The organism is Pseudomonas sp. 32_A (assembly GCF_017490905.1).
Classification (GTDB): Bacteria; Pseudomonadota; Gammaproteobacteria; order Pseudomonadales; family Pseudomonadaceae; genus Aquipseudomonas; species Aquipseudomonas inefficax.
The window spans coordinates 1-20,355 of the sequence record NZ_JAFGYI010000065.1 but is presented as its reverse complement, the minus strand read 5'-3'; the positions used below and the strand labels follow the sequence as shown (position 1 = coordinate 20,355).

Here is a 20,355-nt window from a genome sequence, read left to right as displayed (position 1 = left end):
CTGCAGGGCCTTGTGCACCTGTTCGATGTTGGGTAGGTCATCCAGCGTTTGCAGGCGAATGGCCAGGCCGAACAGCGGGTTGGCCGCGTCAAGCATCAGGTTGGCGAAGCCGCCGCGAAGCTGGAAGTCCGGGTCGGCTGGATAACCCTCACTATCTGCGCACCTGCCCTGACCGGGCGGATAGGGTGAATCGGTGCCCTCCTGGACATCGAGGATGGCATGCAGGCTGCTTTCGGTTACGTCATGGGCAGCGTTGGCGGTCTGGAATTTTCCAGGACGAACAGCAGATGGGCCGGGCATGAAGAGGTCCTTGTCTTCCAGTAGGCTGAAGACATGAACACTATCGGGGAATCGATTCTTCGAGGAGCTTGGGGCTTCCCAAAACGTTGTAGGAATTTTCGCCTTTTGGCTTGTCTGGACGCTGCAATGCCGGAATCTGCGCCAGCCCATGTGTGGGCGGCGCAGCGCCGCAACCGATCAATCAGCCAAACAACCTGGCCAGGCAACCCAGCTTCTTCTTGTACGAGCGCCGAGCCTCCAGTGCGTCCTCCAGGCTGACCTCCAGGAACCGCGCCTGCTGGTTGGGCTGCATCTGCCCGATCAAGTCCAGGTCGGCGCTGATCACCGTGCCGATCATGGCGTAGCCACCACCCGACACCGCATCACGGTGCAGGATGATCGGCTCCAGCCCCGCGGGTACCTGGATCGAACCGATCGGGTAGCAGCTGTCAACGATGTTCGACGGGTCCGAGCCGGCCCCGAACGGCTGCTCCCGTGGCTGGAAGCTCAAGGCACTGCCGCCCTTGTAGCGATAGCCGATACGGTCTGCCTCGGAACCGACCGTCCAGGCTTCGGTGAAAAAGCTTTGCGCTGCAGCTTTGGTCAGGCGATGAAAATACAGCCCCGGCACCACCCGCAGCACCACCTCGCCGCCCAAGGCCTGGCGCAAGGCCATTGGCAGGCTCGCGCCGGCGCGGGTCTTGCCGCTGGGCATGCCGACCGGCAACAGGTCACCCGCCATCAGCTTGCGCCCATGGAAGCCACCCAATGCACCCAACGCATAGGTGGAGCGGCTACCGAGCACCTCGGGTACATCGATACCGCCGGCCACCGCCAGGTAGGCCCGGGCACCTGCAGTAGGGAAGCCGAAACGCAACACCTGCCCGGCACGTACGGCAAACGCCGTGTCCGGGCGTTGCTCGCGGCCATCGAGCAAGGCCGGCATCTGCGCACCGCAAACCGCCACCAGTGCATCCTGCTGGAACTCCAGCTCCGGCCCCACCAGCGCACACTCAAGGCCGGCGCTGCCGGCCGGGTTGCCCACCAGGTGGTTGGCCGCCCTCAGCGCGTACTGGTCGAGGGCGCCGGATGGCGGGATGCCCAGATGGTAGTAGCCTTCGCGACCCAGGTCCTGCACCGAGGTGGCCAGGCCGGGTTTGAGTACCTTGATCATGCCAGCACCTCCTGCAGAGCCCGTGGATAACCGACCGGGTCGGCGAGAAACGCATCCAGGGAAAATTCCACCGGGCGAATGCGCAGGTCGAAACGGCCGTCTTCGACATCCGCCACCGCCTGGTCGTAGGTGTGGCGGTCGATGGGCTTGAACTGCACGATGTCTCCCGGGCGGAAGAACACCATGTGCTCCTTCAGGTAGTTCAATGTCTGCTGCGGGTCGTAGATTGGCGCCGGGGTGACGCCGAACATCTGGTAGCCGCCTGCCCCGCGCACCGAATAGATGCAGCCGAAGCAGCCGCCATGGCCAAGGGTGAGCTTTGGCGTGTCGGTACGCGGGCGCAGGTACTTGGGCACCTGCAGTTGCCGCTCGCGCTCGACCATCTGGAACATGAACGGCAGGCCGGCAACGAACCCGACCATCGACACGAACCACGGCGCGCCGCTGTGCGCGGCAATGAACTCCTCGACATCGGCCAGGCCGTTGACCCGCGCGGCGTACTCCAGGTCGGTGCTGCCCGGGTCCTGGTGGCGGTCACGAAAACGCATCAGCGTTTCATGGGTCCAGGGGTCGTTGTACAGCACTGGTATCTCGATGATCCGAGTCTGCAACGAGCGCTCGGCCACCGCCTGCGCTTCGGCACCGCGCACCGCCGCCAGCAGCGCCTGCGGCGCGATACGGTCCGGGTCGAAGCGAATCTGGAATGAGGCGTTGGCCAGGCATACATCCAGCACGCCATCCAGGGCCAGCCGCTCCACCGCGCGGGTGACGGCCATGCCCTTGAAAAAGGCCTCCAGCGACATGCTCTCGCTGACTTCGGCAAACAGGTGCTCGTCGGCGCCAAAGCTGTAGCGGATAGGGGTTGAAGCGAGCGGTTCGGCCATGACTGTTCCTTTTTTTGGAGTCTTTACAGAAAGGCAGGCGAAAGCAAATTGCACGGGCCCCGGCGTATACCTGCCAGAGGCCCCACGGATTCAGCGTGGTGCTCGCACCACGATACCGGCAGCATCCAGCGCCATGCGCGTGGCCTCGACCAGGTCGAGCGCCCCTGGTGTATCGCTGTGCAGGCAGATGGAGTCGAATTCGATGGCCAGGTCCTGCCCCTCGACCGTGCGCACCACGCCTTGCTGGCAAGCGCGCAACACCCGTTCAGCGACCGCCTTGGGCTCATGGCCCCGCACATTTCGGGTGAACACGATCGAACCGCTCAGGTCGTATTCGCGGTCGGCGTAGAACTCGCGAATTACCGGCTGGCCAAGGTCCTGGGCAATGCGGCAGATCACCGAACCCGGCATGCAGTACAACAGCAGCTCAGGCTCGATCACCCGCAGGTTTTCCACCAGCAACCGTGCAGCCTCTTCGTCACGCGCCAGATGCATGTACAGGGCACCGTGCGGTTTGATGTGCTGCAGGCGCACACCCTGGGCGCGGGCAATTTCACGCAGCGCGCCGAGCTGGTAGAGCATGTCGTCGACCAGTTCCTGGGCCGGGGCATTGATGTGCCGGCGGCCGAAGCCGACCAGGTCGCGGAACCCAGGGTGCGCCCCCACGGCGACGCCCAGGGCCTTGGCCCGCTCGACGGTGCGGCGCATGGTGCCGGGGTCACCAGCGTGAAAGCCGGTGGCGATGTTGGCCGTGCTGATATAGCCCATCAGCTCGTTGTCGACGCCGTCGCCAATGGTCCACGGGCCGAACCCCTCACCCATGTCCGAGTTGAAATCCACCACCTGCATGACTGTCTCTCCTGGCGCTTGTGACCACATGCAAGCCACGTTAGATTCTGCGCACCCCCTTGGGAAGATTTATAAACAGATAGGGTGTCTTCTGAAAATCAGATACCCCGGGAGCCTACCGTGTCACTGACTTTGCGCCAGGTCCGCTATTTCGTCGCCACCGCCGAGATCGGCCAGATTTCCCAGGCGGCGATTCATCTGAACATTTCCCAATCTGCGGTCACCACGGCGATCAAGGAGCTGGAGGCGATGCTCGGCATGTTGCTGTTCCAGCGCTCGGCCCAGGGCATGAGCCTGACCGAGGCCGGCCGGCACTTCCTGAACCGCGCCTACGTGATCCTGCGCAGCGTGGACGACGCACTGAACAGCCCGCTGCCGGATGTGCGCGCCAGTGGCCTGTTGCGCCTGGCGGCAAGCTATACGGTGATCGGCTACTTCTTGCCCCATCACCTGCAGCGGCTGGAACACTGGCACCCGGACGTGACCCTGGAGCTGTTCGAGCAAGAGCGCAGCGCCATCGAACAAGGCTTGCTGGAGGGGCGTTTCGATATGGCTGTGGTGCTCACCGCCAACCTCACCCACCCGGACATCGTCTCGGAAACCCTGTTCAACTCTGAACGGCGCCTATGGCTGCCCGGCCACCATCCGCTGTGCGAGCGCTCGGCGGTAAGCCTGGCTGATGTGGCCTGCGAGCCGTTCATCCTGCTGACCGTGGATGAGGCGGAGCAAAGCGCCATGCGCTATTGGGAACAGGCCGGGCAGCGGCCGAAAGTGCGGGTGCGGACCAGTTCGGTGGAGGCAGTGCGCAGCATGGTCGCCAATGGCAGCGGTGTGGCGATCCTGTCGGACCTGGTGCACCGGCCCTGGTCGCTGGAGGGCAAGCGCATCGAAACGGTGACCATCAGCGACCCGGTGACGCCGATGAGCGTTGGCTTGGCCTGGCATCGGGAACGGGCGTTCAGCCCGGCGATGCAGGCTGTGCGCAATTACTTCCATGATGCATTCCTGGCGCCGCAGCAGTTGTCGGCACGGCGCTGACCGTCCGCCTGCAGGCGCGACTCTTCGCGGGTGAATCCGCACACAGCGCCTGCATTCGGAATCAACGCCACTCGCTATAGGGCTCCAGCGGTGTCACCGGCAGCGCCAGGTTGCCCCGCCACGGCTCGAACAGATAGCGCAGGTAGAGCATGCCATGGCTAGGCGCATAGTCATCACTGTGCTGCCAGTCGAAGCCGCCGCCCAACACCCAATGGTCGCTCAAGCGCCGCTCGAACAGCCCGCGCAGGCGGTAGCCCAGCCCGCTGCTGTCGCTGGCTTCGCCCATCGCATCGATGTTCGAATCTTCAACATCAAATCGATCTATCAACTTGCGGTTGAGGTGCGTGTCTGGATACAGCCGGCTGCGGCCGCTATGGGCCTGGGACCAGCTGACGGAGCCTTCCAGCAGCACCGACCAGTCGTAGTTGCGCCAGGCATAACTGACCGGCACGCCAACCGATGCGTAGCGCTGCGGGCTGTAGTAGCCGCCCTGCCCCAGGCTGTAGCCGCCCAGGTCCTTGTCATGACGCCAGTGCATCAGCGTCAGGCCCACGCGCACACGCTCGTCGGCTTTTTCCACCACGCGGTGGTACCAGCCAGCCATGGCCCGGGTGCGCTGGTTGTCGGCGACATTCTCGCCATACAACCAGTGGTGCCCGAGGCTGGCCCAGACGCCATTGTCACCGCCCTGGTCCCAGCTCAGGCCGAGCGTGGCGCCATTGGCCGTGACCCCGCCCCAGCGCACGCCCGTCCGCGGGTCACGTGCTCCGGCAAAGGATAACAGCGAGTTGCTCATCGACCGCCGCGAAGCAGTCAGCGACCAGCCAACCTGGCCAAGGTCACCGTTTACCGTGGCGCCACCCAACCAGTTGTTGATCGCGTAGCCCTGTGTAGTGCCCAGGTCGAAGGCCCAGCGGCTGCCCTGCCAGCCCAGCGCCAGCACGCTACCGTCCGCCGTTTGCGAACCGCCCTCACACGCGGGGAGCGACTTTCCGTCAGCGGTGCTGCCAACAAACTGGCAGCTGCCGAAATCCGGGGTATAGCCCCCCTGGTCGTTCTGCTCGAACGACCCCGCATCCATGCCGATGCGCTCCACCCGCGCAAAGGCGGTACCGTCCTGCCAAGGGGTATCGACATGCAGCAAGGTCGATTGGGTACTCAGTTCGGATGTGCCCGGCGTACCGTCGTCCTCACGCCAACCGTAGTCGTGCATCAGCGTCACATGGGTATTGCGCTGGCGATACAGTGCATCGACATCGCTGCGCAGGCTGCGTGCCAGCCAGTCGTCATCATCCTGCTCACGGCTGGCCAGCGTCAGTGCACGGTCGTCCCGTGGCGACACGGCAGCACGCTCGAGCAACTGCGCATCGGCCATCGCTGCGGCGTAAAGGTCCAGTGCCCGTTGCGGTTCATCCTGCGCCACCAGGCGGGCAGCGTCGCGCCGCAACAAGGGATCGGGGCGAGGCTGCTGCGCGGCAATCTGGTCGAGCATTCTGGCCGCCTGGTCGTGTTCGCCCAAGGCGACCCAGACAGCCGCCAGGCGCCGCTGGGCGTTGCTGTCATCGGCAGCCAGTTGCGGTACCTGCACAGCCAGCATGTGCCGAGCCTGTGCCAGGTTGCCTTCGGCCACCGCGCTTTCGATCACGCCAAGGCGCGCCTGGGGTTGCCCAGGCTGTACGGCAAGCACGCGCTGGTAATAACCGCGCGCCTTGCCAGGCTCACCATTGGCCGCCGCCCAGTCAGCCAGCAGCATCAGGTCGTCGGTGCTGCCTTCGCCACGCGCCAGGCTGGCCTCGAGCAGGCGGGTCGCTTCAGCCGTGCGGCCTTGTGCCTGCAGCTGCTGCGCCGAGGCCAGGGTCATGCGACGGCGGATACGTTGCTCCAATGCATGCATGTCAGCGCTCCAGGTGCGCTGCGGCACCGCGCCCAGGCTGTCCAGGGCCAGTGCATCACGGTCGCTGGACTCCAGGAACAGGCCATGGGCATAGCGGGTAGATGGGTCGCCCGGCTGGCGCTGCACGATCCTGGCGAATGCCGCGTCAGCCTCGGCGCTGCGCCCCAGGTGGCGCAGGCTGTTGGCCAACTGGTAGACCAGCCAGGGCTCATCGGGGGCCAAGGCCGTGGCCTGGCCCAGCACCTGGCTGGCCGCCGCCCAGTCCGCGCGCTGCACGGCCTGGTCACCTTGCTGACGCAGGCGTGCGAGTTCCAGGCTACGGCGCAGGCTGGCGAACTGCGCTTGCTGGCGAGGCGACAGGCTGTCCAGGTACGCCCGCGCCTTGTCGGGCGATTGCGCCTGGTACACACGCACCAGGCCGCGCACGGCACTTTCGTTTTCCGGTGCCATGCGCCGAACCTGCAGGAATTGCCGCTCGGCGGCCGCTGTATCACCCTCGGCCAGCGAGACATCCGCCAGGCCCAGCAAAGCGTATTCCTCCTTCGGGCGCTGCTGGCGTGCCTGCTGGTAGAAGGCGCGGGCCGCGCGCATGTCTTTCGCCTGCAGTGCCCGCTCCCCTTTGCTGAGCAGGGCCCAATACTGGCTGGACGACTCCAGGTCCTTCCACTGGCTGATCCAGTAGGTGTCCTGCTCCGTGGCGCTCGCCGCCCGGAACGCTGCATTGGCGTCTTCGTAGCGGCTCTGGCGCATCAGCGCGTAGCCCAGTGCACCCTGCAGGCTGGCATCATCCGGATACTGGCGCAGCGCCCGGCGCAGTTGTGCTTCGGCTTCAGCGTTGCGGCCCTTGTCGAGCAATGCCAAGCCCCGCTGGCCAGCCTGCCAGGACGGGTCGGCCAGCAATTTGCGCTGTTGTTGCAGGGTCTCGCTGGCCTGTGCCAGCAACGGTGAGGCCGGGTAACGCTGGAGAAACGCTTGCCAGGCCGCCGCGCTGGCAGCGCTCACCGCTTGCCCGGACAGATAGTCGAACTCACGCTGGGCTGCGGCATCCCGTGCGCCAGGGTCGTGCGACAGCTGGTCGAGCAAGGCCAAGGCTTCGCGGTCGCGGTTTTCGGCGAACAGCCAGCCGGCCAAGGTCTGGCGCAGCCCGGCACTGCCCGGGTACTGCCGGTCCAGTTGCTGCAACTGCCTGATTGCCTCGGGGCGCTGGCCTGGGAGGTTGCCGCGCACACGCCAATAGTCCAGGGCCAATTCCAGGCTTGGCGGTTCGCCAGCGAACAACTGTTCATAGGCCGCCAGCGCCTCTTCATTGCGCCCGGTTACCGCCAGCAGGCGGGCCTGCTGCAACTGCCGAGCGCGCTCCGGCTGCTGCAGCTCGAGCAGGCGCCTGGCCTGGCGGGCCTGCAAACTGCCAGGCGCGATGGCACTGATCCGCGCACTCAACTGCTCGGCCTCGGTGCTGTTCTTTTCGCGCAATGCCAGGCTCAGGGCCGCCAGCAACACATCCGGGTTGCGCGGCTCGAGCAATTGCAGCCGCCCCAGTGCATCGCGCACCAGGTCGTCACGATGCAGCGCCTCGCCGCGACGCACCTGGTCCAGCAGCCATTGGCGCTGTTCGCCGGCATCCTTGGGTTGCGCCGTGGCCTGGCAGGTCACGGCCGCCAGCATCAGCATGCCGATCATTCGCTGCATGGCGCACTCCAGGCCGGCAACAGGCGGCCATGCGGGTCAAAACGGTAACGGCCCTGGTCCCAGCCTTGGCCGAACAGTGCCAGCACCTGGCTGTAATAGGCCTTGGCTTCGACGGGCTGCTCGCGCAAGCGCTGACGCTGGGCCGCCAGGCCCGCGACATGCTCCGGCGACGCCGCCAGCAACGGCAGCAATGCCGCAGAAAAACCTGCCGGGCCATGGCCGCTGGCGACACCACTGTGCGCATCCACCTGTTCTGGCGGCAGCCCCTGGCGAGCGGTCAATGCCGCCATCGGGGCATAGTGGGCCACCAGCTCGGCACGCCCCGCCGCGTCCTTGGCCAGCATGCCGACCCACAGGTAGACGCGGATGGCGTCGTAGTCACCTTCGCTGCCATGTTGCGGGTCCGCTGCCAGCTCACCGGCTGGCGTCCACAGCAGCCAGTCCGGGGCAAAGCCCTTTGGCGACGAAGCCAGCCACAAACGCCGCGTGTTGGCCGCCAGTTCGCCCCAGAGCGGGTCGACCAGGCTGAAGCGATCGAACAACTGCAGCGGCAAATAGCTGGGGTTCAGGCGGGCGCCGCGGGCATCCTCGAAGCCGTAGTCCCCAGGCAGCAGCATCACCCCCAGGCCCGGCAGCTTGCGCACGGTCTGCGCGGCGATACGCCACAACAGGCGCTGGCCCAGCTGCGTGTAGGCCGGCTCGTTCCACAGCCGCCCGGCTTCGAGCAGGCTGTAGGCGATCCACAGGTCGGCATCGCTGGCGTTGTTTGCATCCAGCACCTGCCACTGCTGCTGGCCGTTACGGCCCCACAGCCAGGCGGGCAGATGCCGGGCCAGGTCGCCCTGCGCCAGGTTGTTGCCGGTCCAGCGCAGCAACTGCGCAAAGGCTTGCCGGTCATTGCCCACCAGGGCGAAGAACAGCGCATAGCTCTGCCCTTCCGAGGTGGTGATCAGGCGCTCGTCGCTCGGGTCGATGACCCGACCGTCGACACTCACCAGTTCGGCCTTGAAGCTGTCCCAGGCCGGCCATTTGCAAGCCGGTGCGGCACTCGTGATAACGGGCAGGCCCAAGGCCACCAGCCCTGCCAGCAATTGACGCTTCATCACCCCGCCTCACCCAGGCGGCGCTTGCCTGCCCAGCGCAGTGCCCGCCACAACAGGAAGGCGAACAGCACCACGCAAATGGCCGCGATCGCCGCCAGCAGCACCGGGTGCTCGGACAGGTGGAACCACAGCAGCAGCCACCACGGCAGCGCGCCAACAAAATAGTGCTCGCCCACGAACTGGCTGGTGACACCGCTGCTGCGCACCAGCGTCACCGAACCGGCCACCGCATCGAGCTTGCCCACATCGCCGAGCACATCACGCAGCAACGCGTAGTCATTGTCGCTGTTGGCCACCAGGGCGACGACGCTGCGCTGCTCGTGGAATGGCGACTTCAGCCCGGTGATGGCGGCAATCGGTGCCTGCGCGCTGACTGCCACACGGCTGCTGGCGGCCACCGGCTCGGTATCGAAACGCTGGCTGCCCGGCAGCCCGGTACTACGGCCCTGCAGCAGCCAGTCCCGCTGGGCACTGAGCAGCAGGCCAAGGTCGGGTGCGTCCCCCAACGCCTCGGGCAGGTTGCCGAGCAGCAGCAAGTCGGCATCGGCCGCTGCGGCCTGCTTCCAGTCATCGATCAGCCGCAGGCCAAGCGCCGGGTAGCCGATCTGCCCGGCCAGCCCGCCTACCGCATCGAGCAAGGTGCCCACCTGCATCGCCGTGGGCTTGGCCGGCATGACTACCAGGGTTTCGGAAAGGTCGGCCATGCGGCTGAACGGGAAGCCGCTGCGGGCGAATGCGCGCAGGTCGGGCATGGCGATGTAGTGATGGTAACCGGACAGGTCGATGGTCGAGTTGTCATCGATCGCCGCGCGCACATCCACTGGCAACGAGGTCTGGCAACGGTCGCGCTGGCCGCTGCCCAGGGTGCTGGCAAAGCTGAAATCGAAGCGCAAGCGGTTGCGGTCACCGATCTTCAACGCCGGTACCAGCGACTTCTCGGTCAATGCGCTGTTGTCACCGGACAGCACCGCCAGGCGCATTTCCTCGAGCGTACCACCGCGCCGGTCGTTGCCCACCAGCGGCATGCTGGTGATGTACTGATCGTTGACGCTGATGCTCAGGCGCGATTCGTCGGTTACTGCCGGGGCCGTGTAGCGGTACAGCGTACGCAGCGGAATGCCCTGGTTGCGCCAGACGAACAGGTCAGGCGGCAGGTTCAGCTCCAGCGTCACCGGCCGCGGTTGCAGGCCACTGACCTGCAGCTGCTCGGGGTAATCGAGCAGCTCGGCGAAACGGACCGGCCGGTCGGTGCGTGTCCAGTTCGGCGCATCGTAAGGCTGGCGCGGCTGCAGTGCCGTCATCTGCTCGACCTTCACCCGGGCACCGCGGAACAGGTTGTTGCCAACCGCCAGCGCCGAGGCGGCCTTGACCAGGTCATCGTCGTTGCGGCCCAGCACCAGCAGTACCTTGCTGAAGCGGTCGTCCGGGTGGTCGATCATTTGCAGTACAGGGCCGTCGACCGGCGGAAATTGCTGCAGGTCGGCAAGGAAGGCCGGGCGACGGTCGTTGCTGGCAAACACGATGCTCGGCGTGGGTTGGTCGCCACGCGCCGGCAGGCTGCCGTACAGCACCGGGAACGTCGCCTTGCGCCAACCGGCCTGGCTGCCGAAGTAGGACGCCAGGATCGCTGCCGCACGCTGCTCGCCCAGGCTCGGCACGCCGCTGAACACCACCGGCAGCGTTACCTTGCCGGTATCGCGCACATCAAAGAACGGCAGCGGGAAGTACGCCAGGTCGTTGTCCAGGGCCAGGGCCTGTTCGTGCAGCTGCACCTGGCTCTTGCGGTTCAGGTTCAGCCACAGGCCGCTGTGCGCAGGGTCTTCGCAGATGTCGGTGTAATGCCCGACGAACTCCAGGCGTACCCGGTTGAAATCGCTGAGCAGCTTCGGGTCCAGCGGCAGTTGGCGGCGCACGCGCTGGCCAAGCTGGTCCTTTTCCACCGGTACCACGCCCATCAGTTCGTCATTGAGGTACACGCGCAGGTGCGACAGGTTCGGCAACAGCGCGGGCGATGGCGTGTAGTCCAGCTGCAGGCTGGCTTCGGTGGCCAGGCGGTCACGCCGCAGGCCGAATTCGACATGCTCGCTGTTGCGCACGCCCAGCAGCAGGCTGTCGGACGCATGCCCGAGCTGCTCGAAGGTTTTCGCAACCGGCCAGTTCGGTACCGTGGGTACGGCTGGCTCGGCAAGCGGGGCTACAGAGGCGGCAGCGGCGCTCTGCGAAAAGGCAGCAAGCAGCGCCATCGCCAGGCCCCAGGTACGCGCGGGATAACCAGTCATCATGCGTCTCGATCAACAAGGTTCAAGGAAGGGACAGGCCGCGGTGTGCGGGGCCTGTAGCTGGCCAGCCAGTTCGCCAGTGCGTGCAGTGGGCGCAGCCACGCACCCACCCATGGCGGCAAGTGCTCGACCAGCCGCAGGTAACCGACACCGCCCAGCTTCAGCACGTCGATCAGGCTGCGCAGCGGGCGATCGACCTCGTGCTGCTCGTTCCAGCCAAGCCAGGCATCGGCGCGGGCAAAGGTGCAGTGGACCAGGTCGATACGCTGTTGCTGGCTGAGGTCGTGGAACACCAGGCCAACGTGTTGGCCTACGGTGCGGGTGACGCAGGCCTGGAAGGCGAACTCGCGCTGGCCGCGGTCGAGCAGCAGGCGCACCCGCTCCCCCGCTTGCAACTCGAGGCCCCGGTGCAATTGCAAGCCGACACCGCCGTCGGAGTAGTCAACCAGGGTGCAGGGGAAGGCATGACCGCTGGCCAGCACCAGCCCCGCCGGCAAGCGCATCTGCACCCGGTGGGCCCGGCGCACCTGGCGCACTTCGGCGGCCACGGCGACGGCGGCGCCGATGATCAGCAGGTTGTAGACCACCCACAGCGAGCTGACGATCACCGTGCCGATTTCCGCCGCCGGGCCGGTGAACAGGCGCCACACGGCGAAGCCCAGGCCGGCCACGTTGAGCGCCGCCAGCCACAGGTAGGGTTGGGCGATGCGCCAGTCGAACTGCTCCTGCGCCATCAGGCCGCCCTTGGCGGTGACGTTGAACTTGCCCTTCTTCGGCGCGAACAGCGCGACCGTGGTCGGGCGGGCGATGTACCAGGCCAGCACGGTCTCGTAGACCTCGCCCCAGAAGGTCTGCCGGTACTTGCCCTGCATGCGCGAGTTGGTCAGGCTGGCGTGGATCATGTGCGGCAGCACGTACAGCAGGATCATCAGCGCCGGGGCGTAGATGATGTAGGCATGCAGCAACAGGAACGCCAGCGGCGCGGTCAGGAACACCAGCCGTGGCAGGCCGGCCAGGAAGTGCAGCATGGCGTTGGCATAGCAAACCCGCTGGAACAGGCTCAGCCCCCGGCCGAACAGCGGGTTGTCGGTACGGAAGATCTGCACCATGCCACGGGCCCAGCGAATGCGCTGGCCGATGTGCGCTGACAGGCTCTCGGTGGCCAGGCCGGCGGCCTGCGGAATGCTCAGGTAGGCCGATGACCAGCCCTGGCGGTGCATGCGCAAGGCGGTATGGGCATCTTCGGTCACGGTTTCGACGGCAAAACCACCGATGCTCTCCAGCGCGTTACGGCGCAGCACGGCACACGAGCCGCAGAAGAACGCCGCGTTCCACATGTCGTTGCCATCCTGGATCAGGCCGTAGAACAGCTCGCCTTCATTGGGGCGACGGCGGAACGAGCCCAGGTTGCGCTCGAACGGGTCGGGCGAGAAGAAATGGTGCGGCGTCTGCACCAGTGCCAGCTTCGGGTCCTTGAGGAACCAGCCCACCGTCATTTGCAGGAAGGAACGCACCGGCACGTGGTCACAGTCGAAAATGGCGATCAGCTCGCTGTCGGTCACGCCCAGCGCATGGTTGAGGTTGCCGGCCTTCGCATGCTTGTTGTCCGGCCGCACGATGTAGCCCACCCCCACTTCGTCGGCGAACGCACGGAAGGCCTCGCGCCGGCCGTCGTCGAGGATATAGATGCGCAGGCACTCGCGCGGCCAGTCCAGGCCCAGGGCAGCCAGCACCGTGGTGCGCACCACCGACAAGTCTTCGTTGTAGGTGGGGATCATCAGGTCGACGGTCGGCCAGTGCGCCGGATTTGCCGGCAGGTTCGCCGGCTTGCGCTGCAATGGCCAGCAGGTCTGGATGTAGCCCAGGATCAGCACGAACCACGAGTAGGTCTCTGCCGCCAGCAGGACCAACCCGCACACCAGGCCGGTGGTGTCATTCCAGTTCAGGGTCGAGGTGTAGCGCCACCACAGGTAGCGGCAGGAGATGAGGGTCGACAGCACGATCAGCATCAGGGTCGGGAAGCGTCCCGGCATGTGCCGCACCAGCAGGGCGATGCCCAGCAGCAGGCAGATGAACACCAGCTGCGCCAGGTAGCCGAACGGTTCGGTCACGCACAACACGGCCAGGCCGATGGCGCCCAGGGTCAGCACGCTGTAGAAAACCCACCGGGCGAACACGCTCAAGCCGCGCAGGCGTGCCGAAGCTTGCTGCTTGAACGCGCTGGCGCGATAGCGCGCAGGCAATTGCTGCAGGCGGTCGATCAGCAGGCCATGGTAACGGCGCAGCACCTGGCGCACACCGCGCAGCTGCGCACGCACTGCACCCCAGGCACGGCGGGCAAACCCCGGTTCGCGAGGCTGCGGTTGGCGCCGCACCAGCAGCCACAGGCTCTGGATCAGCAAGCGCAGTGGGTCGCCCAGGCTTGGGCGCTTGCCCGCCAGTTGCGGGTACAGCCGCTGCCGCTCGGCCAGCAGGGCTTGCCAGGCAGGCGACTCCAGGCGCAGGAACAGGAAGGCCAGCCACACGCCAAGGGTAAACAGCCATGCGACTGGCTGCCGCGCGCCGCGTGTGCGGAACCAGGCGTAGGCCGACAGTGGGGTCAGGGTCACGGCTGGCGCCTCGTCAGGCAGCGTACCGCCAGGCTCTGCACGTCCCGGCTAGCCAGGCTGTGCGGCGCGTAGTGGCCAAGCGGTGCCTTGCACGCCAGGGCCTCGAGGAAGGCCTCGTCGCGGTGCACCACCTGGATCGGCAGGCGATCACGGAACAGGTCGCGCCACACCATCAACAGGTCGCTCTGCAAGCGGCTGGCGGGGTCGTAGCGGTTGACCAGCAGCAGGTCGTAGCGCTCGACCTGCCGGCGCCCCAGCAGCAGATGGCTGGCCATTTCGGCCTCGGCCACCAACACCCGCACATCGGTCTCGACGCTTTGACCAGCGGCATCGGCCGGCAGCTGCGGCAGGTCGAACAACAACCAGTCGAAGTGTTCCGCCAGCTCGGCCTGGCGAGCACGCCAGGCTTCAGCGTCGGGCAAGGGCGGCCGCGTGCCGGCAGGCAGATTGCCGAACGGTATCAGGCACAGGCCATCGAGCACTTCATACATGGCATCGCTGAAGGGGCGCCCTTCCCGCTCGGCAAGCGCCCAGCCCTCGCGCGTGTCCAAGGGCAGGTTGAAATGCAGGCCGAGCAGGTTGCTTGGGCACAGGTCGACCAGCAGCACCCGCTCACCTACGCCCTGCAACGCATGCCCCAGCGCGGCGAGCAAAGCACTGCGCCCCAGGCCACCGCGAACCCCGTGCAACGACAGGCTGGTCATGGTGACAGCACCTCGCGGCGCGGCGCCGCCAGGTACAAGGTGCCCAAGGCACTGCTTCGGCAGCTTTCACCCAGCAACGGCCAACGCTGCAAGGCCTGCTGGACACCCACCAGCAACGAGATGTCCTGGTAGTTCAGGTCCGGCATGTCCAGGTGCTGGCGCAACTGGGCGATATCGTCGCTGCGGTCGGCTGGGTCTGCCTTGCCAGTGATCATGGGCGCTCCTTCGGGACAGGCTGCCAGTCGGGCTGGCCTTGCAGGCGCATGTAGGCGCGCCCCTGGTAGCTCAGTACTTGCGCACCTGCGGTTTCCGCGACCTGTTCGGTGGTCGGCAGATCAATCAGCAGGCTGGGCACATCCAGCACCTGCTGCTGGCCCAGGCCCGCATACACGCGCGAGATAAGCTCGGACAGCGCCAGGTAGCTGGTGGGTGCCGAGACGCGCAGCGGTTCACTGCGGGCAGGCTGGCCCATGCCGATGAACTTCAGGCCCACCGGCACATGGGTGATCGATGGGGTGGGGATTTCACGCATGCCCGACAACTGCATGCGGTCACCATGCAGCGCAGCGCCATGTTCCGGGACAATGGCCACGACCACGCGACGGCCGCTGCGCTCCAGTTCATCGAGGAAGCTGCCCAGCTCGCCGAACAGCCGGGTGGCGCGGGTGGCGTAGTCGGCCACGCGGGTACCGCCGTCGGCGGTGACGATTCGGTTGCCGTCATGCAGGCTGATGCTGTTGTAGAACAGCGTCACATGCTCGGCCGGCGTACCTTTGCGCTGCCCCCACCAGCGGCGCAGCACCTCCAGGTCGCTGGCGATCGGCGAGCCGTCGAAGCCGACCAGTGCCCGCGGGAAGTCGGTGTTGCGCAGGCCGGGTTGAGGCATGTGCTGCTGGGTGATGTCGCCGATGAAGTTGTCGAAGCGGCCGCTGTGGTTGAGCAAGGTGTTGCTCTGAAAGCCCAGCCTGGCCAGGTTCTGGAACAACAGGCACTGCTCCGGGGCGGGCTGGTACAGGCCAGCGTGGGACGACTGCCCGCAACTGGCACGCAGCACGCGGATGGCGGCTGGCCCGCTGTAGGACGTGGCCGAGTTGAACTGGTCGAAGACCACGTCCAGGCGCGAGAACAACGGGTTGTCACGCAGCCCGACGGCGGACAGGTCATCCCAGGCCAGCGAGCAGATGTTGATCACCAGCAGGTCGAACGGCTGTTCATCGGCCTTCATGGCCGGGAATGTTGTCACCCGTTCACGCTCACTGGCGAAGAACCGCTCGAGCCAGCTGTCGAGCGTGGCATTGTCGGCCACCGCGGTGGCCTGCGCCTGTTCGGTGGTGACAGCCGCGGCACCAGGCGCCTGGCTCGCATCGCGCCCCAGCGCTGGCAGGCCGCCGACCGCCAGCCACGCCAGCCCCAGCAGGCTCAGGGTACTCAGCCGTAGCCAATGGCGCAGGTACAGGTAACCCACCAGCAACAGCGCCAGCGCGCCCAACAGGTTCCAGTTGATGAAGCGGCCGAGCAGTTCGAGCAGGTAGTCCCACGAGAAATCGAACACCCCCGGCTGCGCCAGCAGGCGGCTGAAGGGAGGCAGCCAGGTGTCCTGGTAGAACAACGCGATGCCAACCGGTACGGCCACCAGTTGCCGCGCAACGCGCAGCCACCTGCCTGGCAACGGCACCAGCAGAAACGCGGCGAACAACAGGTTCGGCAGCGCCTGGAAGTCGAGCATGCCAAGGGCGACCAGCAAGAACTTGGCCAGGAAATAGAGGTTCCACCCTCCCAGTCCAGGCCAGCGGGCCGGTACCGGGAGGGTGGCGGATGCATTAGTCATTACGGGGTTCCTGGCGTGCAACGCGGTGGCGTACGCCCAGCGGTTTCAGGTAACGGGGTGGAAGACGGCGGCGCAACCAGCCACGCAGCGTGGCGCGCAGGCGCAACAGCAGCAGGGCCAGCGCCAAGGTCACCAGCGCCGTGATGCCGACCACTTGCAGCAGCTGCACGAAGTTCATGCTGTACCCCGCTTGCCCAGGGCGACCCGGCGCGGCGCCAGGGCCGGCCTCGCCTGGGCGGGCAGCTGCGCCGCCGCGTCGAGCCGGGGTGGCTGTGGCACGTTGTCGTCGAGGAAGGCCGGGGTGGCCAGGCTGTCGACACCGGCAAGCACCTCCTGGCTGATGAACAGTTCTTTCCACGACAACTGGAAGATGTGGTCAAGCGCTTGCTCGACGCCTTCGGAGCGGCAGGCGAACAGGAACAGGAACAGCACCTCGCCGACCACGCAGGCGATGTCGCCGTCGCGGCGGAACACCGTGCGCGAGCAGGCTTGCAGCGGGGTCAGGCCAGGGGCCGGGCGCAACACCAGCAACTGGTGGGCGATTTCGCCGTTGCGCACACCGTGCCACATGGTCTGCACGGCTTCGGCGAACGCGCGCGGCGCCACCAGCCCGCAGATGGCCAGCGGCCGCAGGCGTGCGAGCAAGGCATCGAAATCGCTCGGCAGGCGCCGGCGCCAGAGGTAACCCTGGATGCTCTCGACCATGGTCAGGAAGCGCGAAAGGCTGGCGCCGAACGGCACGATCTGGCTGGCCCCGCAAGCCAGCAGCAGCTGTTCATCCTGGTAGCGCAGGGTCGGTGCCATCTCGCGCACCACCAGCTTCAGGGCATTGCCACGCAACTGGCGCAAGCGGTGCAACTGACGCGCCAGGCTATCCAGGCGCTGTCCGCCGTCCATGGCAAAGATGACCGTGGCGGAAACCGCCCTGCCAGCTTTGGCACCGAGCTCCTCGAGGCTCTCGCAGACCTGCCAGTGCTCCGAGAAGGCCGGGGCACCTTCCAGTACCGGGCGCTGGGCCAGGTACAACAGCTCGTCGCCACCTGTATCGCTGGGGGCCTGCGGCGCCCCGGTGGCGGCGAAGCCCGCTTCAAGCCGCGTCAGCTCCACGTCGAGCGTACCGGTCTTGCCGAGCGGGTTGCTCCAGAAATGCTGCAGGTAGCGCACCCCGCCTTTGCCGCGGTAAACCTGGGCCAGGCCATCGACGCCCTGGTTGAACGCACGCAGGCGCTCTACCAGCCCGGCGCTCTGGCCGCTGCTGATGACCAGCAATAGCGCGGCCTCGGCCAACAAGACCGGGCGCAGCGCGTTGCACCAGCGTTCGACGTTGCCGGTACCCCAGACGTCGGCGGGCGCCCGCAGCACCAGCACACGCCCGGCGGCGTCGATACGCGGCAGGTCGTCGACCAGGTGCCGGACGGCTTGCATGTTGGCTTCGTACAGCGCCAGTTCGCCGGGACCCTGCGCCGTATCGAGCGCACCCAGCACCTCGCCGATGGCTTGTGCATCGGCGACCAGGGCTGCCCGAACATGCTCGGGCAACCCCCCGATTACTTGGCGGCATAGCAAGGTGGCGTCTTCTGCGCTGTCACAGGCCAACCAATACAGTCCTTGTACATGAAGCTGGCTGCTTTCGGCGCCCAGGCCCGAAATAGCCAACCACGGCATTCCATTCGTCAAAACACTGGCCCTGCAAAAGTAAATTGAAGCGGGTTGAAGGGTAACTTTGACTCATCTGCCGCTGAGCTTTCATGATGTTCGTCAAAAAAACGACGAATCAAGCAAGCAACATAAAAACCCGTCAATTCTACAGCATCAAGGCAAAATGAAATCAAGCGGAAATGTAATAAATTGCAAAGTTTTGTTAACAACAACCGTAGGGGCAGTGTCAGTCAGTTAAGGTTTGCCGGCTTGACCGGGCTGCCTTGCAGCCCAAGCCCGGCTTATCGACAGCGCGTGCATCGCTGTGGGTCATGGCCATCGGCCAGGCAAGAATTGATTTCCGGAGACAAGCATGTTTCGTATCTTTGAGCGCTGGCTCGACCCCTTCCCCCCTGACGAGATACCACCGCCACCGCTTGGCCTGTTGCGCTTCATGTGGGCCTGCACTCGGGGGGCGCGCGGCTACATCCTGGCGCTTGCGCTGCTCAGTGCCGGGGTATCGATCTACGAAGCCTGGCTATTCGCCTTTCTCGGCCAGGTTGTAGACCTGCTCTCGGCGTGGCAGGCCGGCGGTGCCGTCGGCGCCGAAGAAACCCGGGTGCTGTGGGGCATCGGCATCGTCCTGCTGGCCAGCATCGGGTTGGTGGCGCTGCGCACCATGCTTCAGCACCAGGTACTGGCGATCAACTTGCCGCTGCGCCTGCGTTGGGACTTTCACCGGCTGATGCTGCGCCAGAGCCTGTCGTTCTTTTCTGACGAGTTTTCCGGCCGGGTCACCACCAAGGTGATGCAGACGGCGTTGGCAGTACGCGATGTGTTGTTCACCATCATCGAGATCCTGCCCGGGATCGGCGTGTACTTCATCGCGATCATTGCCCTGGCCGGGGGCTTTGCCCTGAAGCTGATGCTGCCATTCATTGCCTGGGTGGTGCTGTTCAGCCTGGCCATGCTGTATTTCGTGCCCCGCCTGAGCAAGGTAGGCCAGGAACAGGCCAACGCCCGGTCATCGATGACCGGCCGGGTTTCCGACGCCTACACCAACATCACCACGGTGAAACTGTTCTCGCACTCCAACCGCGAAGCGCACTTCGCGCGCGCAGCCATGGAAGACTTCAAACAGACCGGTTTTCGCCAGATGCGTCTGGTCAGCCAGTTCGAAATCGTCAACCAGGCGCTGGTAGTGGGCCTGATCATTGCCGCCGGTGGCTATGCGCTGTGGCTGTGGCACCAGGGCCAGGTCGGCACCGGGGCGGTGGCCGCGATCACCGCCATGGCCTTGCGTATCAACGGCATGTCCCACTGGATCATGTGGGAGATAACCTCGCTGTTCGAAAACATCGGCACCGTGCAGGACGGCATGGCTACCCTCACCCGCGGCCCCAAGGTAAAGGATGCACCGGGCGCCACCGAGCTGGTGACCAAGGGGGGCGCGGTGAGCTTCGACAAGGTCGGCTTCAACTACAACGGCGAGCGCCAGGTGCTTGACGACCTGAGCCTGCACATCCGCGCGGGCGAAAAGGTCGGCCTGGTCGGCCGCTCCGGCGCCGGCAAGTCCACCCTGATCAACCTGCTGCTGCGCTTCTACGACGTGGACCGAGGGGAAATCCGCATCGACGGGCAGAACGTGGCCATGGTCACCCAGGACAGCCTGCGCAGCGCCATCGGCATGGTCACCCAGGACACCTCGCTGTTGCACCGCTCGATTCGCGACAATATCGCCTATGGCCGCCCCGATGCGACCGAGGCGCAGATCCGCGCCGCTGCGGCCAGCGCCCAGGCCGATGGTTTCATCAGCCAGCTCAGCGACCGCCAGGGCAACAGCGGTTACGACACCTTGGTGGGAGAGCGCGGCATCAAGCTGTCTGGTGGCCAGCGCCAGCGCATCGCCATTGCCCGGGTGATGCTGAAGAACGCGCCGATCCTGCTGCTGGACGAAGCCACCAGTGCGCTGGACTCGGAGGTGGAAGTGGCCATTCAGGAAAGCCTGGATGAGATGATGCAAGGCAAGACCGTCATCGCCATCGCCCACCGGTTGTCGACGATTGCCGCCATGGACCGGCTGATCGTGATGGATGAAGGGCGCATCATCGAGCAAGGCACCCATGCGGAACTGCTGGCGAAGAAGGGTACCTATGCACGCTTGTGGCAGCACCAGAGTGGCGGGTTCCTGGGTGAGGACCAGGGCGTGGCCGAGGCGATGGAGTAGGCTTGTATCGGAGCGGGCCCGGCGAACACCGGTAAAGCCGGTGCCATGCACCGCGTTGCCTGCTTCGCGGGTAAACCCGCTCCCACAGGGATAGCAGCCGGCCTGGGCCTGTGCCATGCCGTTAGAAACAACTGCCCTGACCAGAACCTCGAACGTTTGC

Annotated in this window: 14 protein-coding genes and 1 pseudogene; 2 read left to right on the top strand and 13 right to left on the bottom strand. The window is 65.9% G+C overall.

The window, feature by feature from the left end; all coding sequences use genetic code 11:
- The 4 genes and pseudogenes from J5M58_RS24925 to J5M58_RS24910 all read right to left on the bottom strand — a co-directional run.
- Nucleotides 1-300 (bottom strand): annotated as a pseudogene (locus J5M58_RS24925) (DotU family type IV/VI secretion system protein); the annotation flags it as partial.
- 181 nt (nt 301-481) lie between these two features.
- Nucleotides 482-1,453: a biotin-dependent carboxyltransferase family protein gene (locus J5M58_RS24920; RefSeq protein ID WP_207879973.1), complete on the bottom strand. Its 972-nt coding sequence runs from the start codon at nt 1,451-1,453 to the stop codon at nt 482-484.
- Nucleotides 1,450-2,337, bottom strand: a complete 888-nt coding sequence (locus J5M58_RS24915) for an allophanate hydrolase subunit 1 (RefSeq protein ID WP_112254262.1) — start codon at nt 2,335-2,337, stop codon at nt 1,450-1,452. The genes J5M58_RS24920 and J5M58_RS24915 overlap by 4 nt, the downstream gene beginning before the upstream one ends.
- A gap of 90 nt (nt 2,338-2,427) precedes the next feature.
- Nucleotides 2,428-3,186 carry a 5-oxoprolinase subunit PxpA gene (locus tag J5M58_RS24910; RefSeq protein ID WP_112254263.1) on the bottom strand — a complete coding sequence of 253 codons (759 nt, stop codon included), beginning with the start codon at nt 3,184-3,186 and terminating at the stop codon, nt 2,428-2,430.
- A gap of 120 nt (nt 3,187-3,306) precedes the next feature.
- On the opposite strand from J5M58_RS24910, the gene J5M58_RS24905 reads away from it, so the two are divergent.
- Nucleotides 3,307-4,224 carry a LysR family transcriptional regulator gene (locus J5M58_RS24905; protein ID WP_112254264.1) on the top strand — a complete coding sequence of 306 codons (918 nt, stop codon included), beginning with the start codon at nt 3,307-3,309 and terminating at the stop codon, nt 4,222-4,224.
- A 61-nt stretch (nt 4,225-4,285) separates the two neighbouring features.
- Here the strand turns inward: J5M58_RS24905 and bcsC are convergent, their stop codons facing one another.
- From bcsC to J5M58_RS24860, 9 genes are read right to left on the bottom strand one after another with little or no spacing between them, the layout of a single operon-like run.
- A complete protein-coding gene (gene bcsC / locus J5M58_RS24900; RefSeq protein ID WP_207879971.1) occupies nt 4,286-7,807 on the bottom strand; it encodes a cellulose synthase complex outer membrane protein BcsC in 3,522 nt (1,173 codons plus the stop codon).
- Nucleotides 7,795-8,910: a cellulose synthase complex periplasmic endoglucanase BcsZ gene (bcsZ, locus tag J5M58_RS24895; RefSeq protein ID WP_207879969.1), complete on the bottom strand. Its 1,116-nt coding sequence runs from the start codon at nt 8,908-8,910 to the stop codon at nt 7,795-7,797. Before bcsZ ends, bcsC begins: the two co-directional genes overlap by 13 nt.
- Nucleotides 8,910-11,192, bottom strand: coding sequence for a cellulose biosynthesis cyclic di-GMP-binding regulatory protein BcsB (gene bcsB, locus J5M58_RS24890; RefSeq protein WP_207879967.1), 2,283 nt, complete (start codon nt 11,190-11,192; stop codon nt 8,910-8,912). The genes bcsZ and bcsB overlap by 1 nt, the downstream gene beginning before the upstream one ends.
- On the bottom strand, nt 11,189-13,798 hold the full coding sequence (bcsA, locus tag J5M58_RS24885) for a UDP-forming cellulose synthase catalytic subunit (RefSeq protein WP_207879965.1): 2,610 nt from the start codon (nt 13,796-13,798) through the stop codon (nt 11,189-11,191). The genes bcsB and bcsA overlap by 4 nt, the downstream gene beginning before the upstream one ends.
- Nucleotides 13,795-14,502, bottom strand: coding sequence for a cellulose biosynthesis protein BcsQ (bcsQ, locus tag J5M58_RS24880; RefSeq protein ID WP_112254269.1), 708 nt, complete (start codon nt 14,500-14,502; stop codon nt 13,795-13,797). Before bcsQ ends, bcsA begins: the two co-directional genes overlap by 4 nt.
- Nucleotides 14,499-14,717, bottom strand: coding sequence for a cellulose biosynthesis protein BcsR (gene bcsR, locus J5M58_RS24875; RefSeq protein ID WP_112254270.1), 219 nt, complete (start codon nt 14,715-14,717; stop codon nt 14,499-14,501). The genes bcsQ and bcsR overlap by 4 nt, the downstream gene beginning before the upstream one ends.
- On the bottom strand, nt 14,714-16,330 hold the full coding sequence (gene bcsG / locus J5M58_RS24870; protein WP_207879963.1) for a cellulose biosynthesis protein BcsG: 1,617 nt from the start codon (nt 16,328-16,330) through the stop codon (nt 14,714-14,716). Before bcsG ends, bcsR begins: the two co-directional genes overlap by 4 nt.
- The gene (gene bcsF, locus J5M58_RS24865; protein ID WP_112254272.1) at nt 16,323-16,508 is read right to left on the bottom strand and encodes a cellulose biosynthesis protein BcsF; all 186 of its coding nucleotides are present in this window, start codon (nt 16,506-16,508) and stop codon (nt 16,323-16,325) included. Before bcsF ends, bcsG begins: the two co-directional genes overlap by 8 nt.
- A complete protein-coding gene (locus J5M58_RS24860) occupies nt 16,505-17,995 on the bottom strand; it encodes a BcsE family c-di-GMP-binding protein (RefSeq protein WP_112254273.1) in 1,491 nt (496 codons plus the stop codon). Before J5M58_RS24860 ends, bcsF begins: the two co-directional genes overlap by 4 nt.
- A gap of 346 nt (nt 17,996-18,341) precedes the next feature.
- On the opposite strand from J5M58_RS24860, the gene J5M58_RS24855 reads away from it, so the two are divergent.
- The gene (locus J5M58_RS24855) at nt 18,342-20,195 is read left to right on the top strand and encodes an ABC transporter ATP-binding protein (RefSeq protein ID WP_112254274.1); all 1,854 of its coding nucleotides are present in this window, start codon (nt 18,342-18,344) and stop codon (nt 20,193-20,195) included.
- Nucleotides 20,196-20,355 lie beyond the last annotated feature (160 nt).

Bases quoted from the DNA above. Each gene is read 5' to 3' on its own strand.
- bcsC (WP_207879971.1), bottom strand. From the start codon at position 7,807: ATGCAGCGAATGATCGGCATGCTGATGCTGGCGGCCGTGACCTGCCAG.
- J5M58_RS24910 (WP_112254263.1), bottom strand. From the start codon at position 3,186: ATGCAGGTGGTGGATTTCAACTCGGACATGGGTGAGGGGTTCGGCCCG.
- J5M58_RS24860 (WP_112254273.1), bottom strand. From the start codon at position 17,995: ATGCCGTGGTTGGCTATTTCGGGCCTGGGCGCCGAAAGCAGCCAGCTT.
- bcsR (WP_112254270.1), bottom strand. From the start codon at position 14,717: ATGATCACTGGCAAGGCAGACCCAGCCGACCGCAGCGACGATATCGCC.
- bcsQ (WP_112254269.1), bottom strand. From the start codon at position 14,502: ATGACCAGCCTGTCGTTGCACGGGGTTCGCGGTGGCCTGGGGCGCAGT.
- J5M58_RS24855 (WP_112254274.1), top strand. From the start codon at position 18,342: ATGTTTCGTATCTTTGAGCGCTGGCTCGACCCCTTCCCCCCTGACGAG.
- J5M58_RS24915 (WP_112254262.1), bottom strand. From the start codon at position 2,337: ATGGCCGAACCGCTCGCTTCAACCCCTATCCGCTACAGCTTTGGCGCC.
- bcsZ (WP_207879969.1), bottom strand. From the start codon at position 8,910: ATGAAGCGTCAATTGCTGGCAGGGCTGGTGGCCTTGGGCCTGCCCGTT.
- bcsG (WP_207879963.1), bottom strand. From the start codon at position 16,330: ATGACTAATGCATCCGCCACCCTCCCGGTACCGGCCCGCTGGCCTGGA.
- bcsF (WP_112254272.1), bottom strand. From the start codon at position 16,508: ATGAACTTCGTGCAGCTGCTGCAAGTGGTCGGCATCACGGCGCTGGTG.
- bcsB (WP_207879967.1), bottom strand. From the start codon at position 11,192: ATGATGACTGGTTATCCCGCGCGTACCTGGGGCCTGGCGATGGCGCTG.
- J5M58_RS24920 (WP_207879973.1), bottom strand. From the start codon at position 1,453: ATGATCAAGGTACTCAAACCCGGCCTGGCCACCTCGGTGCAGGACCTG.